Raw genomic sequence first — 16,617 nt, forward strand, 5'->3', positions numbered from 1 at the left:
CCCGAAGGGTGCGCACCTCGAGGCAGGGACGCCGGGCGGAGTGCCGACCGGTGCCGGGACCGGCGGCACCCCCGGCGTCAGGCTTCCGGCAGCCACAGGTCGGGGCCGAAGACCTCGTAGTGGATGCGGTCCGCGGGAACCGCGGCCTCGCGGAGCTGGGCGCGGACGCCCCGCATGAACGGGATCGGGCCGCAGAGGTACACCTGCGCGTCCGCGGGAACGGCGACCTTCGACAGGTCCATCCGACCGAACAGGTCGCCCGTCCCGGCCACATCGTTCTCGTACCAGAAGAGGGCCCGGGCCCCGGGGAGTTCGTGGACCAGGCGGCGGGTCTCCTCGCGCAGCGCGTGGTCGGCCGGGGTGCGGTCCGCGTGCAGCACTAGGACGGAGCGGGTCGAGCCGGTCGTGGCGAGGTGGTCGAGCATGCCGACCATCGGGGTGCAGCCGATCCCGGCGGAGACCAGGACGAGCGGGACCTCGCTCTCGTCCGGCACCACGTCGCCGAACGGGGCGGAGAGCACCAGCAGGTCCCCTTCCTCCACGGTCCCGTGCAGCAACGCGGAGACCTCGCCGTCCGGGGCGCCATCCTCGCCGACGACCCGCTTGACGGTGATCCGGCGCAGGTCGGCCGGAGCGTCGGGGTCGGCGGACAGGCTGTACTGACGCAGTTGGTGGATCCCGTCGCCCAACTGCACCCGGACACTGACGTACTGTCCGGCCCTGGCCCGCGGAGCCGGGCGTCCGTCGGCGGGACGCAGCAGGAAGGACACCGTGTCCGGGGTCTCCTCGCGTCGTCCGACCACCGTCCAGGGCCGCCAGGTGTCGCCGGGCGGCACCTCGGCGGCCTGGTAGAGCCGCGCCTCCCTGGCGATCAGCGCGCCGGCCATCTGCCAGTAGACCTCGTCCCAGGCGGCGGCCACCTCTGGGGTGACCGCGTCGCGCAGGACCTCGGCTATCGCCGCGAAGAGGTACTTGTGCACGATCGTGTACTGGTCCTCGGTCACCCCGACGGCGCCGTGCTTGTGCGCGATGCGGTCCAGCAGCGCGTCGGGGGCGGCCTCAGGATCGTGGACGAGCGCCGAGGCGTAGGCGGCGATGGAGCCCGCCAGGGCCCGGCGCTGCGCGCCGCTGGCCTGGTTGCCCCGGTTGAACATCCCGTCCAGCAGCTCCGGGCGGTCCGCGAACATGGAGGCGTAGAAGCGGGTGGCGATCTCGTCCAGCGCGCCGCCCACGGCGGGCAGGGTGGCACGGATCACGGAAGCCGACTCGGCGGACAGCATGGCAACTCCAGACGGAGAAAGGCGAGATGGGAGAGGGCCGAAGCACTGCGGCCGCCACCGGTTCTACCAGCCGCCCCGCTGGCGCAGGAGGCCGTGAGCGCCCCCCGGCCCGCATCGGGGCCGAACGGCCCCACGGTCGGACCCGACCGGCCCCGCGGGGCGGTCCGGACCGTGGGCGGGGCGGCCCTGGCGTCGCATCGGACCGCGGTGTCAGCTGCGGGGGCGGCGGGACTCGTCGCGGCCCCCGCCACCCCCGCCCGCAGGTCACCGCCCAGCGACGGCAGCCGGCCTGACGCCCTGCCCTACTTCAGATGCCGGGCGAAGAACCCGGCCGCGTCGTCCCCCGCGTGCTGCGGGACGCCGGTGTGCCCGCCCATGTTGGCGAGCAGGGTCTTCTCCTTGGAGCCGAAGGCGTCGAACAGCTCCAGGGAGGCCTGCCGGTCGTTGCCCTCGTCGTCCCACTGGAGCAGCACGTGCAGCGGGATGCTGACCCGACGGGCTTCCTCGACGATGGAGCGGGGCACGAGGCTCCCGGCGAACAGCCCGGCGGCCACGATGCGCGGCTCGACCGCCGCGAGGCGGACGCCGATGGAGATCACTCCCCCCGAGTACCCGACCGGGCCGCCGATCTCGGGAAGGGCGAGCAAGGCGTCGAGGGTGGCCTGCCATTCCGGCACGGCCTTGTCGACGAGCGGCAGGACGAGGGCGTCGACGATCTCGTCGCCGACCGGCTCGCCGGCCTCCATGGCGCGGCGCAGGTCGGCGCGGGCCCGGTCCAGTACAGGCCGGCGGGGCCGCTCGCCGCTGCCGGGCAGCTCGATGGTGGCCGCGGCGAAGCCTTCCGCCGCGGCGCGCTGAGCCCGCGCCACCAGTCGGGGGTACATCCGGTTCAGTCCGAGCGGGGGGATGCCGAGCAGGATCAGCGGCACCGGCGCGGAGGCGGACGCGGCTTCCGGCGTCCAGAGGATGCCGGGGATCTCGCCGAGGGTGAAGGCGCGCTCGAGGACGTCGTCGTCGAGGCGCTGTTCGGCGGTGAGGTGAAGAGTCATGGTCGTGCCTTTCGGGAGTGCTGCGGAACGGCGCTCCCGGACGACGACCTATCGCCCGACCGTGACCCCGGAGGGGAGCACCCATGTCAGTTCTGCGTTCACGGGTACCACCTCCTCGTTCTCTCGCACGGCCTCGAGAAACGTAGCACAGGGCCCACCCACCCGGTGATCGATCTCCACGGCCGCCTCGCTCTCGCCCGACCTCGTGGGACGACTCGGTCGAGCGAGGGCTCGCCGACAGGGTCCGCAGGGGATGCGGGCCCCAGTGGCACATCGCGGTGCGGTCCCGCGGCGTGGCGCCGGACACGGTGGCGGCAGGGCCGTTCGGCCCTCGACAGGTTCTCGTCCCGCGGCTCATGCTCGGCGGAGCGGGAACCTGACCGGCCCGCGCGTGAGGGGCGTTTCGAGAGGGACACGGATGGTGAACGACGAGATCGAGGGCGGTGCGCCCACCGACGACCGCGTGACGGGCGCGGACCTGTTGACGCAGCGCGACGTGCCGAACCTCCCCGGCCCACGCCGCCTCGTGTCGCTGGCGCGCGACGAGGCGCTCGCCCTGCTGGCCGAGGCGCCCTTCGGCAGGATCGTCTTCACCGAGCACGCCCTTCCGGCGATCCGCCTGGTCAACCACGTGCTGGTGGAGGGCCGGATCGTGATCCGCACCCACAGGGGCGCTGCCCTCACCAGCGCTCTGCCCACCGGGGACGACCGCGGCACGGTCGTGGTCTACCAGGCGGACGCGGTCGACACGCGGACCCGGCTCGGGTGGAGTGTCACCGTCACCGGTTACGCCCGCCTGCTCACCCCCGAGGACCTGACCGACGGCTCGTTGGGGGACGGCCATCGGGCCGATCCCGCCCCGTGGTTCGACGCGGAGATGACCCACGCCGTGGTCCTCGATCCCGAGATCGTCAACGGCATGCGGATGGTACCGGCCTGATGCCGCGTCACGGGGCCGGGCCGTGCGGGGCGGCGGTTCGCGCCGTGCCGCGTCGCGGCGGGGTCACATGCCGGGTCGAAGCGCCGTGGCGATGTCGGCCGCCAGGGCGTCGACGGCCTGCCAGTCGCGGTGGTCACCGAAACGACCGCCGACGAGCCGGAACATCAGGGCCCCCGCCCGGCCCACGTGCTCGGGGGCGATGACGCCGGAGAGGAGGCGGTGGCCGCGCAGGCTCGCCGGCAGGGCGAGGGCGTCGAGGACGACCCTCTCCTCCTTTCCCGCGAGGCGACGCCAGGGGCCGCGCAGAGCTGCCGGCAGGCCGACGCTGAAGGCCCACAGCGGCCGCTCGGCGAGAACGTCCCGGTGGGCGCGGACGAAGTCCTCGGCCACCGGGAGCCAGTGCTGACCGTGGACGGCGCTGCCGAGGACCACGGCACCGTGGGCCCGCGGGTCGACATCGCCGTCGAGGGAGACCACGTCAGCCGGGCAGCCGAGTTCGGCCAGCCGCGTGCCGAGCCGCTGGGCGATCTCCCGGGTGGAGCCGTGGGCACTGGCGTATCCGACGAGCACGGTCATCGCTTCACCTCCTGTCCTGGCTCGGTGCGCCGGCGTCAGCCGGTGACACCGGAGAGGTTGAGTCCGACGACGCCCACCAGCACGAGGCCGATGGAGACGAGTTTGACGACGGAGGCCGACTCGCCGAGAAACGCGATGCCGACCAGCGCGGTGCCTGCGGCGCCGATGCCGGTCCAGGTGGCGTAGGCGGGACCGACCTCCAGGTGTCGCAGGGCGAGGTTGAGCAGGGCGAAGCTGACCAGGGCGCAGACGGCGAAGCCGACGGTGGGCCACAGCCGGGTGAAGCTGTGGCTCTGCTTCAGCAGGACTGCGAACCCGGTTTCGAAGACTCCGGCCAGGACGAGCAGGAACCAGCTCATCGTGTGCTCCCTCCTGGGTGATGACGGTGTCAGCGTGTGGCCAGCGAGAAGTAGTTCTCCTCCTCCTGGGTGAAGTGGAGCCGCAGGACCGTGTGCAGGCCGTAGAGGCAGGCACGCAGGTCGTCCGTCTGATCGGGCTGCACGCCGCCCTGGGCGCGGGCGAGGGTCAGATGCGTGTCCAGACGGCGGGCGAGACGGTCGATCTCGGTGTGCGCGCGGCTCATCGTCGCGGTGGCCTCCGGTCCGCCGAGCGTGGGCGCGAGAGCGGGGTAGAGCTCGTGCTCCTCGGCGTGCTCGTGCGGCAGCAGCCGCTCCGTCAGCAGTCGGTCCAGGCTCTCCAGGGCCTCCAGCGGTCGCTGGTCCCCGTCGGCGCTGAGCAGGTCGGCGGTGTCGCGGACGGCCTGAACGACCTCCCTGAGATCGTCGTGCTCGGCGGCGAAGCGGTGGATCAGGTCGGCGGTGGCGGAGTCGACGGCGGGCCGTGCCGTCTCAGGGAGACGCAGCGCACGCAGGGCGTTGAGGATGACGGCCACGTCGATGGCCTCCTGCAGCAGGGCTCCGGCGGCGGGCGGGAGCAGGCGGCGACGACCATGGCGGCCAGTGAGAGCAGCATGCCGCCGAGCGCGCTCTGTACGGCGATGCGGCGCGCGCGGACGGCGATGGCGACGGCGTCGGCGAGGCGGTCCACGTGGTCGGTGGTGAGCACGATGTCGGCGGCCTCGGAGGAGGCGCCGGAGCCGCGGGCGCCCATGGCGACGCCGATGTCGGCGGCGGCCAGCGCGGGTGCGTCGTTGACGCCGTCGCCGACCATGGCGGTCACCGCGCGGGCGCTTTCGGCCCGGACGGCGGCGACCTTGTCGGCCGGGCTCTGCCGCGCCGCGACGTCGTCCAGGCCCAGGACCGCGGCGACCTCGCGCGCGGGCTCGGGACGGTCTCCGGTGAGCATCACCAGGCGGGTGATGCCGCTCTCGCGCAGTCGGCGCAGAGTGCGCGGGGCGTCGTAGCGCAGTGGGTCGCGCAGCAGGACGGCTCCGGTCGGCGCGTCGTCGACGGTGAGCCAGGCGATGGCGGCCCCGTCCAGGCGGGCGCGGTTGTCGACCGCACGCGCCCAGGCCGGCAGGGACGCCTCGGCTGTGGGCAGTCGGCCGACGGCGACCAGGCGGCCGCCGATCCGCCCGGTGGTTCCCCGACCCGGTTCCTCGCTCATGTCCGTCGGCTCGTCCAGGGCCAGCCCGCGGGTGCGGGCCTCGGCCGTGATCGCATGGGCCAGGACGTGCGGGGAGTACTGGTCCACCGAGGCCGCCAGTCGCAGCGCATCGGCGGCGCTGTGCCCGGGCGCGGTCGCGACGTCGATCACCTGCGGGCGGCCGGTGGTGAGCGTGCCGGTCTTGTCCATCAGGAGCGTGCGGGCCCGGCCGAGCAGTTCCAGCGCTCCGCCGTCTCGGATCACCACGCCCTCGCGGGCGGCCCGGGACAGTCCGGAGACGATCGCCACCGGTGCCGCCAGCAGCAGCGGACAGGGGGTGGCCACCACGAGGACCGCGACCGCCCGCACCGCGGAGCCGCTGACCAGCCAGGCGATCCCGGCGACGGCCAGGGACAGCGGCAGGAACCAGGCGGCGTAGCGGTCGGCGAGCCGGACGACGGGCGCGGTCTCGGCTCCGGCCTGCTGCGCCAGCCGCACGATCTCGGCGTAGGTGCTGTCCTGCTCGGTGGCGGTGGCGCGCAGCTCGAACGCGGCTCCCGCGTTGACCGCGCCGCTGCGCACCTGTTCCCCGTCGGAGTGCTCGACCTGGAGCGACTCCCCGGTGAGGACGGACTCGTCCAGTTGGGCCGGACCGGCCTCGACGGTGCCGTCGACCGGCACGACGTCGCCGGGACCGACGACCAGCAGGTCGCCGGCGGCGACCTCGGCGAGCGGCACCTGCTCCACGCCCCCTGCGACACGGCGGCGGGCGAAGCGGGGCGCGTGTGCGAGCAGGGCCCGCAGATCGTGGGAGGCGCGCCGCTCGGCTGCGGCGTCCAGCCAGCGGCCGGTGGCCAGCATCAGCGCGATCAGCGCGCCGGCCAGGTACTCGCCGACCGCGAGCGTCCCTGCCAGGGCGAGCACCGCGACGATGTCGACTCCGGCCCGCCCGCGTCGCAGCGCGCCGATCACCCACACCACCGACGGCACGATCGCCACGACCGTGCCGGTGGCCCAGAGGACGTCCGCCGCCGTCCGCGCTCCGGCGAGCCACGCGAGGCCACCGCCGATCAGCGCGGCACCGGTGATCGCGAGCAACGCGGGCTCGGTCCGCCACCACGGTGCGGGGCCCGCAGCGGACCCGGTCGGGGGCGTGGCCGCGGTGGAGCGGCCGGTGCGGTCGTCGGGTCCCATGCTGCCTGCCTGAGGATGTCGCAATCCATGCAGCGACACTCGCTGCCCCTCAAGGACATCGCGGGCACGGCGAACGCCGGGAGTGCGGAACGGGGTGCTGTGGAGAGGCCGACCGGCCCTGTTTCGGACGGCGGGGTCGTCCGCCGACGCCGTGCGGAGCGGGCCCGTTTCGGTCGGCCACCGCAGGCCCGCGCCCGCGTCATTCCTGGACGGGGGTGATCAGGCCGTAGTCGCCGTCGTAACGGTGGTAGAGCAGGTTTCCCCGTCCGGTCACGGTCTCGGTGAAGAACGTGAAGGGCCGACCGCTCAGGTCGAGCCGGTCGATCGCCTGCCGGACCGTGAGCTCCGGGGCGCCGAGACGGCTGAGCGCCATGCCGGGTTCCGGCATCGTCTCCGGGCCGGTGGACACCAGCGCGTAGCCGTCGGTGTCGGTGTCAGTGTCGGTGTCGCGGTACACGACGCTGTCCCGACCGGTTCGGGCGTCCGTGAACAGGTGGAAGTCGTAGTCCATCGCCTCCATCTCGAACACCGCCGACCACGGGGTCTGCCGGGCGAGGCTGTAACTCTTGTGCCGCTTGACGCGGCGCTCCCCGGTCGCGCGCGGCAGCGGCTGAGGATTCCGGTCGTCGCCCTGTTCCCAGGACACGGCCCCCGCGCGACGGACCGTGTCACGCCCGTGGTCACGGTGCTGTCTGACCCTGGCGATCCGGGACCGAAGCCGCTGCTGGAGCTGGTCGACCGCCTCCTGCATGGTGGCGGCGCGGACGTGGGCGCGGACCGGACGTCCGTCCAGGTCGACGGTGGCCTGCGCCCGTGACGGCTGGGCGACCGCGTGGCTGGTCTCCTGGGTCAGCTTCACCCGCAGCGCGAGCACGGGCTCGCCCACGCACTCGGCGACGGAGAGCAGCTTGGCGCGGGCGTAGTCCGGCGCGGCGAGCGAGACCGGTCCCCTGGTCTCCACCACGATGTCCACGGCGGCCGGGGAGTGCAGATCGGTCATGAGAGGTGTCCTGCCCTTCGGAGTTCGAGCGATCGGTCCGCGGCCCCGTCGGGCCGCGGACCGTGAGGTGTTCAGGCGTGCGGGACGACGGCGACCGGAGCCTGCGCGTGGTGCAGGGCCGCGTGGGCGACGGCGCCGAGGTGACCGCCGGCGGCGTGCCTGCGGATCCGGCGTCCGATCACCACGATGTCGGCGTCGCCCGAGGCGTCCACCAGAGCCTTCGCCGCGCCGCCGACCTCGGCCCTGGCCTCGACGGGCACCTGCGGGTACTTCTGCCGCCAGGGGTCGAGGGCTTCCGCCAGATGCTGCTCGGCGGCGCTCCGCAGCAGGCCGGAGTCGAAGGGGGTGGCGATCGCGCCGGGTCCGGCCCACACCGCGGGCACGTCCCAGCCGTAGACCGCGATCACTCGCGCACCGCGCTCCGCCGCCCGGGAGAACGCGAACTCCAGCACCTCCTCCGCAGCGTCGCCGGCGCCGACGCCCACCACCACGTCGCCCTTCGCACTCGTCGGCGTCCCGTCGACGTCCTGCCCGCCCGGACGCAGCACGACCACCGGGATCGGGGACCGGCCGGCCACCGTGAGCGAGACCGAGCCCATCAGCAGCCCGGTGAAGCCGCCCAGGCCGCGGCTGCCCAGCACCAGCAGCTGCCCGTCGGCCGCGGCGTCCACCAGACCGGGGACCGGCGAGGCGCCCAGGAGCACGGTGTCCACCTCCAGTTCCGGGTGCTCGGCGACGACCTGCTGCTGGACGTCGGCCAGCAGCGCGGCTCCCTCCGCCTGCAGTTGCTCCAGGTAGACGCCGACCGGCTGGGGCCACACGTGCACGAGCCGCAACGCGGCGCCGCGCCGTACGGCCTCCTGCGCGGCCCAGCGGACGGCGGCCAGACTCTGCGGGGATCCGTCGGTCGCGGCGAGAACGGGGCGTGCGGTCATGGCGGTTGCCTCCCAGGGCGATCGACCGGACACCCACTGTCCGGCGCACGATCACTCTGGTCGGCGTCCGGGAGACGCCCACAGGGCCACTGGTCCCGGCCTCGGCGGCAACCGGCCCCGTCTTGCCACCGCTCCTGCCGGGACCTGCGGTTCCGTGCCGACCGGCCCCGGCCCCGGGCCTCGGGTAGGGCAGGGCGGGCCCGCCCGGGGGACCTTCGGGCCCTGCTCGGGGTCCGCGGGCGGGACAGAGGATCTTCCTGTCCCCGGGCCACGCCGGCACCGTCCGCCGTGGCCCGCATATGTGCCGACCCCTCAGGAGCACAGCCATGTCGCCGAGCGAGCCCACGCCGAGCCCCGGACCCTCCACTGCGGGCCCGCTTCCCGATGCCCTCCCTGACGGCGACGCCCCCGGTCGGCGGAGCGCCTTCGGCCTTCCGGCGGCCACCGCCCTGGTCGTCGGCAGCGTCATCGGAACCGGAGTCTTCGCGCTGCCCTCCGCCCTGGCGCCGTACGGGCCGATCGCGCTGGTCGCCTTCGTCGTGGTCACCGTGGGCGCCATAGCCCTCGCGCTCACCTTCGGCTCGCTGTCCGGCCGGCTGCCGGGCAGCGGCGGCCCGTACGTCTACGCCCGGGAGGCGTTCGGCGAGTTCGCGGGCTTCCTGACCGCCTGGTCGTACTGGATCACCGCCTGGGCGGGCAATGCCGCCATCGCCGTCGCCTGGGTCGGTTACGTCGAGGTCTTCGTCGACAAGGGGCACCACACCGCGGGTTCGATAGCCATCGCGCTGGCCGGACTGTGGCTCCCCGCGGTCGTCAACCTGACGGGGGCCAGGAACGTCGGCGCGGTACAGGTGATCACGACCATGCTGAAGTTCGTGCCGTTGCTGTTCCTGGCAACGATCGGGCTGCTGTTCATGAAGTCGGGCAACTTCGGCTCGTTCAACGCGAGCGGCGGTTCGGCGCTCGGCGCGATCTCGGCGGCGGCGGCGATCGCGCTGTTCAGCTACATCGGGCTGGAGACCGCCTCGGTGGCTGCGGGCCGCGTCCGCGATCCGCAGCGCAACGTGCCGCGGGCCACCGTCTACGGCACGCTGGCCTGCGCGGTCATCTACCTGCTCGGCACCCTGGCCGTCTTCGGCACCGTCGCCCACCACAGCCTGCTCACCTCCACCGCGCCGTTCACCGACGCCGTGAACAACATCGTCGGCGGCACCTGGGCAGGCAACGCGGTCGCGCTCGCGGCGATCGTCTCGGGGCTGGGAGCGCTCAACGGCTGGACGCTGATCTGCGCCGAGATGCCGATGGCGGCTGCCCGCGACGGCCTCTTCCCCTCCGTCTTCACCCGTACGGTCGGCACGGGCAAGGTGCCGGCGTTCGGCATCGTGTCCTCGACCGCGCTGGCCTCGGTGCTCACCGTGGTGAGCTACACCCGGTTCACGTCGGTCTTCACCGAGATCGTGCTGCTGAGTGTGCTGACCGCCGTGGTGCCCTACCTGTTCTCGGCGGCGGCCCAGCTGTTCTGGCTCCTGGTCAGGGGCCGGTCCCAGCTCACGGTGGCCCGCTTCGCCCGGGACCTGGTCGTCGGTGTGCTGGCGCTGGCCTTCTGCTACTGGTCGATCCAGGGCAGCGGGTACCAGACCGTCTACTACGGGCTGTTCGTGATCCTGCTCGGCATCCCCGTCTACGTCTGGCTCAAGCGCGAACGCGGCGAGTACGGCGAGGCCACCGCGTCCCGACCGGAACCGGCGACCGCTCACGCGGCCGATGCCGAGCCCGACGCCGAGCTGCACGTCCGTCACTGAGCCCGACACAGAGCACCGCACCGTCCGCACCATCGCAGGAGGAACCCCATGTCCGCCCTCAACGTCGCCTCCGAGGCCGGCCGGCTGCGCCAGGTCGTGTTGCACCGGCCCGGCCTGGAGCTGGCCAGGCTCACCCCGGGCAATGTCGACGCGCTGCTCTTCGACGACATCCTGTGGGCCAAACGGGCCCGCGAGGAGCACGACGCCTTCGCCCAGGCGCTGCGCGACCGCGGCGTCCGTGTCCACCTCTACGGCGAACTGCTTGCCCAGACCCTGGAGCAGCCGGCCGCCCGGGCCTGGCTGCTGGACCGGGTCGTCAGCCCCGGCGCGGTCGGTCCGGCCCTGGTCGACCCGGTGCGGCGGCTGTGCGAGGACCTGGACGCCGAGACGCTGGCGGCCTACCTGATCGGCGGCGTCCTCAAGGACGACCTGCCGCTGGCCCATCCGGACAGCCTGGTCTGGAAGACCCTGGGCGACCAGGACTTCGCCCTGCCGCCGCTGCCCAACCACCTCTTCCCCCGGGACAACTGCTGCTGGATCGGCGACCGCTGCTCGCTCAACCCGATGGCCAGGCCCGCCCGGATCCGGGAGACGGTGCACACCGCGGCGATCCACCGCTTCCACCCGCTGTTCGCCGAGTCTCCGGCGCCGCTGCTGGACGGCACGTCCCCGATCCCGGGGACCACCCTGGAGGGTGGCGACGTGCACGTGATCGCGCCCGGTGTGGTCATGGTCGGCATGGGCGAGCGCACCACCCCGCAGGCGGTCGAGCAGCTGACCGCCGCGCTGTTCGCCACCGGGACGGCGCACCGCGTGATCGCCGTCCGGCTGCCGCGCAGCCGTGCGTTCATGCACCTGGACACCGTGATGACGATGGTCGACCGGGACGCCTTCGCGCTCTATCCCGGTCTCGCCGACGCCCTGCGGTCCTGGACGCTCACGCCCGATTCCGAGCGGCCCACCGGCTTCGCCGTCTCCGCCGACGCCGACCTCGGCGCCTCGCTCGCGGACGCTCTGGGCCTGGACAAGGTCCGCTTCCTGTCCGCGCCGCAGGACGTGCGCGCGGCCGAGCGGGAGCAGTGGGACGACGGCAGCAACTTCCTGGCGCTGGAGCCGGGCGTGGTCGTCGGCTACGAGCGCAACGTCACCACCAACACCTACCTGCGCCGCCAGGGCATCGAGGTGGTCACCATCGCCGGCTCCGAGCCGGGCCGTGGACGCGGTGGTCCGCGCTGCATGTCCTGCCCGATCGAGCGCGACCCCGCGTAACCTTCCGTCCCCCGAGGAGAAGCCATGATGAGCGTCGACCTGCACGGCCGCTCGTACCTGCACGAGCTGGACTACACCGCCGCCGAGATCCACCACCTGCTCGACCTCGCCGCCGAGCTCAAGGCCGCCCACCGCGAAGGGCGCGAGACCCCGTGTCTGACGGGGCTGCGGCTGGCCCTGGTCTTCGAGAAGAGTTCGACCCGCACCCGCTGCGCCTTCGAGGGGGCCGCCGCCCACCAGGGCATGACCACCACCTACCTGGACCCGGCCGGATCCCACATCGGCCACAAGGAGAGCGTCGCCGACACCGCCCGCGTGCTCGGCCGGATGTTCGACGCCATCGAGTACCGGGGCTACGGTCAGGACGTCGTCGAGGAGCTGGCCCGCACCGCCGGGGTGCCGGTCTACAACGGACTGACCGACACCGCGCACCCCACCCAGAGCCTGTGCGACGTCTTCACCATGCGCGAGCACAGCGGTCGCCCCGTGGAGGAGATCTCCTTCTGCTACCTCGGCGACGCCTCCAACAACACCGCCGCCTCGCTGCTGGCGATGGGCAGCCTGCTCGGAATGGACGTCAGGTTCGCCGCACCACGCGACCTGTGGCCCGACGACGAACTCCTGGCGCGGTGCCGCCTGGTCGCCGAGGGGAGCGGCGCACGGATCACGCTGACCGAGTCCGTCGACGAGGGGGTGCACGGCGTGGACTACCTCTACACCGACGTCTGGGTCTCCATGGGCGAGCCCGCCGACCTGTGGCGGGACCGGATCCAACTGCTGCTGCCCTACCAGGTGAACGCCAAGACCCTGCACGCCACCGGCAACCCGGCCACCGCCTTCCTGCACTGCCTGCCCGCACTGCACGACCGGCGCACCGAGGTCGGCGCGGACCTCTACGAGCGCTACGGGCTCGACGGCCTGGAGGTCACCGACGAGGTGTTCGCCTCGCCCGCCTCGCTGGTCTTCGAGCAGGCGGAGAACCGCCTGCACACCATCAAGGCGATTCTCGTCGCGACCCTCGGAGGAGAGTGAGATGCGCATCGTCGCAGCCCTGGGCGGCAACGCCCTGCTCCGCCGCGGGGAGCGTCCCGACGCCGACACCCAGCTCCGCCACGTGCACGAGGCCGGCCTGTCCCTGGCCGAACTCGTCCTGGCCGGGCACGAACTGGTGGTCACGCACGGCAACGGGCCCCAGGTGGGGCTGCTCGCCCTGGAGAGCGCGGCCGACGCCGACCTCACCGCGCCCTACCCGCTCGACCTCCTCGGTGCGGAGACCCAGGGGCTGATCGGCTCGCTCCTGGTCCGCGAGCTGCGCGACCGGCTGCCCGACCGCGAGATCGCCGCGCTGGTGACCCACACCGAGGTCGCTCCGGACGATCCGGCCTTCGCCCGGCCCAGCAAGTTCATCGGTCGGCCTTACACCCCGCAGCAGGCGGAGCAGCTGGCCGCCGAGCGCGGTTGGACCCTGGCCCGGGACGGCGACGCACGGCGACGCGTCGTCCCCTCCCCGGCGCCCGCGCGCATCCTCGAACTTCCTTTCGTTCGGACGCTGTTGGCAGCAGGGGACATCGTGGTCTGCGCCGGGGGCGGTGGGATACCGTTGCTGCGCGACCCGGCGACGAACCTGCTGCGCGGCGCGGAGGCCGTGGTGGACAAGGACCTCACGGCCGCTCTGCTCGCCGAACTCGTCGAGGCGGACGCCCTGTTGATCCTCACCGACGTCACCCACGTCTACCGGCGTTTCGGGCACGGCGACCCCGGCCCGCTGACCCGCACCACACCGGCCGAACTGCGGACGCTCGACCTGCCGCAGGGGTCGATGGGCCCCAAGGCGCGGGCGGCCGCGTCGTTCGTGGAGCGTACCGGCCGACTCGCCGGCATCGGCCCGCTCGACGACGCGCTCGGCGTCCTGCTCGGCACGACCGGGACGCTGGTCTGCCCCGGCGACCCCGCACCCGGGGCGCACGAGCGCGCCGCCGAGGCCGGAGCTCGGCCCCGGACCGGACGAAGCCCGGTGGAGGCGGCGCCGGACGCGTGAAACCGCCGTCGGCGGGCACCCGCGCCACAGGGACCCGAACCAGGGAGCGGTGGTGACGATGAACGTCGAACTCAAGGCCGAATACGAGTGGCGCACCGTCCTGCAGTGGCACATCGTTCCGTCCGGGGACAGCACGGCACTGTGCGGGCGGCTGCTCGCCCCCGCGGCGGAGACCAAGCCGATCCCGGCAGCCCACGACGGTGAGGTGTGCGAACGGTGCGGCGCGGCCGACAAGTCGGCCGCACCTCACTCGTAGCGGGCCCGCGGTCGGTCCTGGCGGCACGCGGATCCCGCCGACCGGCATCGCACCGGGGGCCGACCGGCCCCTTCACCCGGGGCGACCGGACGCGCACGCTGAGCCATGAAGGAGCCACCAAGGCCGCGACTGCAGAATCCGGGGGAAGCGCCCATGACGGACCATCGGTACCCCGATCCCGACTTCGTCTGCCGCACGGTCCCGCTCGTGCGGGCCTACACCCGCTACTTCTCCCCCGTTGTCACCGGACTTGAGCATCTGCCGCCCGCGGGCCCGGTACTGGTCGTCGGCAACCACTCCGGCCTGTACTGGATGCCGGACGTGTGGGTCACTGCGCTCGCGATGCTGGAGCGGCGAGGGCTCCGGGAGCCCAGCTACGCGCTGGTCCACGACCTGCTGCTGCGGGCCCCCGGGGTGGGTGACGGACTGCGGCGCCTGGGCGCGCTGCCGGCCGGGATGGACTCCGGTCTCGCCGGGCTCAAGGACGGCGGCGCGGTACTGGTCTACCCCGGTGGCGACCGTGAGGCCTGTCGTCCCTGGCGGGAGCGCGGCCGGGTCGATCTGGGCGGACACAGCGGCTTCGTCCGCCTGGCGCTGCAGGCGGGTGTGCCCGTGGTGCCGGTCGTCGCGCACGGCGGCCACGACGTAGTCGTGATCCTCAGCCGGGGCGAGGTCACCGCCCGGCTGCTGGGCCTGGGCAGGTTACGACTCAAGGTGTTCCCGTGGACGCTCGGGCTGCCCCTCGGCGTGGCGCCGGTGCTGCCCCAGGTCCCACTGCCCGCAGCGGTGAAGGTGAGCTTCCTGCCCGCCCTAGACTGGTCTGTGAGGGAGTCGTACGGCGACCCCGAGGACCCGGACGTCGTCGCGGCCTGCTTCGACGCCACCCAGCGGGTGATGCAGTCCGAGATGGACCGGCTTCGCGCCGCCTGCCCACGCCCGGTGGCCGAAGGCCTGGCCCGTTTGCTGCCGACGTGGGCACACGCCGCGCGTTCCGGGCCGACCGGCCCTCCGGCGCGGTCCGGTCAGCCCTCGGCGTGAGCCGGCGGCGGTGTCAAGCTGATCACGACACCGTCGGCGGGGCCGCGACGCCTCCCCGACCACCAGGCAGGAGGCACTGATGAACACTTCGCCGACCGAGGCCGTCGTGGTCGGTCTCGACACCTCCGACAACTCGCGCGTGGCCCTGGAATGGGCCGCCGACGAGGCCCGCCTGCGCGGCGCGGTGCTGCGCATCGGCCACTCCTGGAGCATGCAGGCCTACCGACTGCCCGAGGCGTACAAGCGCGACATCGCCGAGGAGTCCCGCAAGGCCGCCTGGAGGTTCCTCGAGGGTGCCGCCGAGGACATGCGGAAGCGCCACCCGGAGCTGAAGGTGGAGCCCGAGCTGATCGAGGAGGCCGCGATCGACGGCCTGCTGCGGATGGCGGCCGCCGACACCAGTCTGGTCGTCACCGGACGACGCGGCCTGAACCCCTTCCTGACCTTCCTGCTCGGCTCGGTCAGTGAGGGCGTCGTCGCGCACACCCCGGTTCCCGCCGTGCTGGTGCCGATCGAGGGCGCGCCCGACCCCGACGGCCCCGTGGTGGTGGGCGTCGCGGCCGGCGAGCCCGAGCCCATCGAGTTCGCGTTCGCCGAGGCCGGACGACGCGGCGTCCCGCTCAAGGTGGTCCGTACCTGGATGTACCCGCAGGCCTTCCCCGGCTACATCGCGGTCCCGCCGCAGGACCAGGCGCAGCGCCAGTCGGAGGAGGCCTCCGAGCTGGAGGAGTTGCTGGCCCCGTCCCGCGCCGCGCATCCCGACGTGGCGGTGAGCGTCCAGGTCGAGCTGGGCCTGGCCGAGGAGTTCATCGTCAACGCGTCGACGGACGCCTCGCTGGTCGTGGTCGGTGCGCACCGCAAGCACACGCGCCGCTTCAGCCTGCCGATCGGCCGGGTGCCGCACCGGGTGCTGCACCTGGCCCACGCTCCGGTGGCGGTGGTCCCCCACTGACGTCACTGCCCCCGGCCTGACCGGGCGCGTGAGAGGGCCGGTGCGACGCCCGTCGCACCGGCCCTCTCACGTCCTCGCATGAGGCTCGCGCGGAGCTCGCCGGCGGTCAGGCCGGCTGTGCCACATCGACCACGGCGTCGACGACGCCGGGCACGCCGAGCACCAGGCGGCTCAGTACGGCCGGGCCAGGCTCGGTGGGCAGGCGACCGGACAGGTGCACCCGGCCCTCGACCACCGACACGTCGATCCCCGCGACCTGCTGCGGTGTGAGCGCCGCCATCAGCTCGAACCGCACGTGCCTGGCCACGTCGTCGTCGCCGCGCAGGAAGATCTTGAGTACGTCCGCCCGGCTCACGATCCCGCGCAGCCGGTCCTCAGCGTCCACCACGGGCAGACGCTTGACCTTGCGCGCCAGCATCGCCCGCGCGGCCTCCGCCAGCGACGCCTCGGGGTGCACGGTGACCGCGGGCGCGGTCATCAGCTGTCCCGCCGTCGGCCCCGGCCCGGAGTCCGCCGCTGCCAGCTCGGCGGCGATGACGTCGCACTCCGACACGACGCCGACGACCCGGCCGTCACCCGCCAGCACCGGCAGGGCGCTGACCCTGCGGCCGTGCAGCGTCTCGACGATCTCGTCGATCCCCGCGTCGCGGCCCACGGCTGCGACCGCATGGGTCATCACGTCGGCGACGGTGTCGCCGCTCCACGGAATCTGCCTGGTCATGACGGCTACCTCCTGCACGATG

The 16,617-nt window shown here is 73.4% G+C and carries 15 protein-coding genes and 1 pseudogene; 8 read left to right on the forward strand and 8 right to left on the reverse strand.

Features of this window, described 5'->3' with window-relative positions; translation table 11 throughout:
• Window positions 1-77: 77 nt before the first annotated feature.
• Together BS83_RS11060 and BS83_RS11065 are read right to left on the reverse strand one after the other, a co-directional pair.
• Window positions 78-1,280 (reverse strand): globin domain-containing protein, encoded by a 1,203-nt coding sequence (locus tag BS83_RS11060; RefSeq protein ID WP_037603607.1) that lies wholly within the window; start codon window positions 1,278-1,280, stop codon window positions 78-80.
• A 302-nt stretch (window positions 1,281-1,582) separates the two neighbouring features.
• Window positions 1,583-2,329, reverse strand: a complete 747-nt coding sequence (locus BS83_RS11065) for a dienelactone hydrolase family protein (RefSeq protein WP_037603608.1) — start codon at window positions 2,327-2,329, stop codon at window positions 1,583-1,585.
• 418 nt (window positions 2,330-2,747) lie between these two features.
• On the opposite strand from BS83_RS11065, the gene BS83_RS11070 reads away from it, so the two are divergent.
• Window positions 2,748-3,269, forward strand: coding sequence for a pyridoxamine 5'-phosphate oxidase family protein (locus tag BS83_RS11070; protein ID WP_084713353.1), 522 nt, complete (start codon window positions 2,748-2,750; stop codon window positions 3,267-3,269).
• A 63-nt stretch (window positions 3,270-3,332) separates the two neighbouring features.
• On the opposite strand, the gene BS83_RS11075 is transcribed toward BS83_RS11070, so the two are convergent.
• The 5 genes and pseudogenes from BS83_RS11075 to BS83_RS11095 all read right to left on the reverse strand — a co-directional run bounded on the left by BS83_RS11075 (window position 3,333) and on the right by BS83_RS11095 (window position 8,519).
• Entirely contained in the window at window positions 3,333-3,845 is a 513-nt protein-coding gene (locus BS83_RS11075) for a flavodoxin domain-containing protein (protein ID WP_037603609.1), read from the reverse strand.
• 35 nt (window positions 3,846-3,880) lie between these two features.
• Entirely contained in the window at window positions 3,881-4,204 is a 324-nt protein-coding gene (locus BS83_RS11080) for a DMT family transporter (protein WP_037603610.1), read from the reverse strand.
• A 29-nt stretch (window positions 4,205-4,233) separates the two neighbouring features.
• Window positions 4,234-6,584: pseudogene (locus BS83_RS11085) on the reverse strand (heavy metal translocating P-type ATPase).
• Window positions 6,585-6,783: 199 nt separating this feature from the next.
• Window positions 6,784-7,584: a sigma 54 modulation/S30EA ribosomal C-terminal domain-containing protein gene (locus BS83_RS11090; protein ID WP_037603611.1), complete on the reverse strand. Its 801-nt coding sequence runs from the start codon at window positions 7,582-7,584 to the stop codon at window positions 6,784-6,786.
• A 71-nt stretch (window positions 7,585-7,655) separates the two neighbouring features.
• A complete protein-coding gene (locus tag BS83_RS11095; protein ID WP_037603612.1) occupies window positions 7,656-8,519 on the reverse strand; it encodes a universal stress protein in 864 nt (287 codons plus the stop codon).
• Between the two features lie 326 nt (window positions 8,520-8,845).
• Here BS83_RS11095 and BS83_RS11100 point away from each other — a divergent pair, with 326 nt between their 5' ends.
• From BS83_RS11100 to BS83_RS11130, 7 genes are all read left to right on the forward strand, one after another.
• Window positions 8,846-10,321 carry an amino acid permease gene (locus BS83_RS11100; RefSeq protein WP_157597116.1) on the forward strand — a complete coding sequence of 492 codons (1,476 nt, stop codon included), beginning with the start codon at window positions 8,846-8,848 and terminating at the stop codon, window positions 10,319-10,321.
• Between the two features lie 48 nt (window positions 10,322-10,369).
• On the forward strand, window positions 10,370-11,590 hold the full coding sequence (locus BS83_RS11105) for an arginine deiminase (protein ID WP_037603613.1): 1,221 nt from the start codon (window positions 10,370-10,372) through the stop codon (window positions 11,588-11,590).
• A gap of 27 nt (window positions 11,591-11,617) precedes the next feature.
• On the forward strand, window positions 11,618-12,622 hold the full coding sequence (argF, locus tag BS83_RS11110; protein WP_037608664.1) for an ornithine carbamoyltransferase: 1,005 nt from the start codon (window positions 11,618-11,620) through the stop codon (window positions 12,620-12,622).
• A gap of 1 nt (window position 12,623) precedes the next feature.
• Window positions 12,624-13,628 (forward strand): carbamate kinase, encoded by a 1,005-nt coding sequence (locus tag BS83_RS11115; RefSeq protein ID WP_063774150.1) that lies wholly within the window; start codon window positions 12,624-12,626, stop codon window positions 13,626-13,628.
• Between the two features lie 58 nt (window positions 13,629-13,686).
• The gene (locus tag BS83_RS11120) at window positions 13,687-13,884 is read left to right on the forward strand and encodes a hypothetical protein (RefSeq protein WP_157597117.1); all 198 of its coding nucleotides are present in this window, start codon (window positions 13,687-13,689) and stop codon (window positions 13,882-13,884) included.
• Between the two features lie 153 nt (window positions 13,885-14,037).
• The gene (locus tag BS83_RS11125; protein WP_051942929.1) at window positions 14,038-14,922 is read left to right on the forward strand and encodes a 1-acyl-sn-glycerol-3-phosphate acyltransferase; all 885 of its coding nucleotides are present in this window, start codon (window positions 14,038-14,040) and stop codon (window positions 14,920-14,922) included.
• A 79-nt stretch (window positions 14,923-15,001) separates the two neighbouring features.
• Window positions 15,002-15,874 carry a universal stress protein gene (locus tag BS83_RS11130; protein WP_037603615.1) on the forward strand — a complete coding sequence of 291 codons (873 nt, stop codon included), beginning with the start codon at window positions 15,002-15,004 and terminating at the stop codon, window positions 15,872-15,874.
• Window positions 15,875-15,980: 106 nt separating this feature from the next.
• Here the strand turns inward: BS83_RS11130 and BS83_RS11135 are convergent, their stop codons facing one another.
• Complete coding sequence (locus BS83_RS11135; RefSeq protein ID WP_037603616.1) at window positions 15,981-16,595, reverse strand: CBS domain-containing protein; 615 nt, start codon at window positions 16,593-16,595, stop codon at window positions 15,981-15,983.
• Window positions 16,596-16,617 lie beyond the last annotated feature (22 nt).

Source organism: Streptacidiphilus rugosus AM-16, from assembly GCF_000744655.1.
GTDB classification, from domain to species: domain Bacteria; phylum Actinomycetota; class Actinomycetes; order Streptomycetales; family Streptomycetaceae; genus Streptacidiphilus; species Streptacidiphilus rugosus.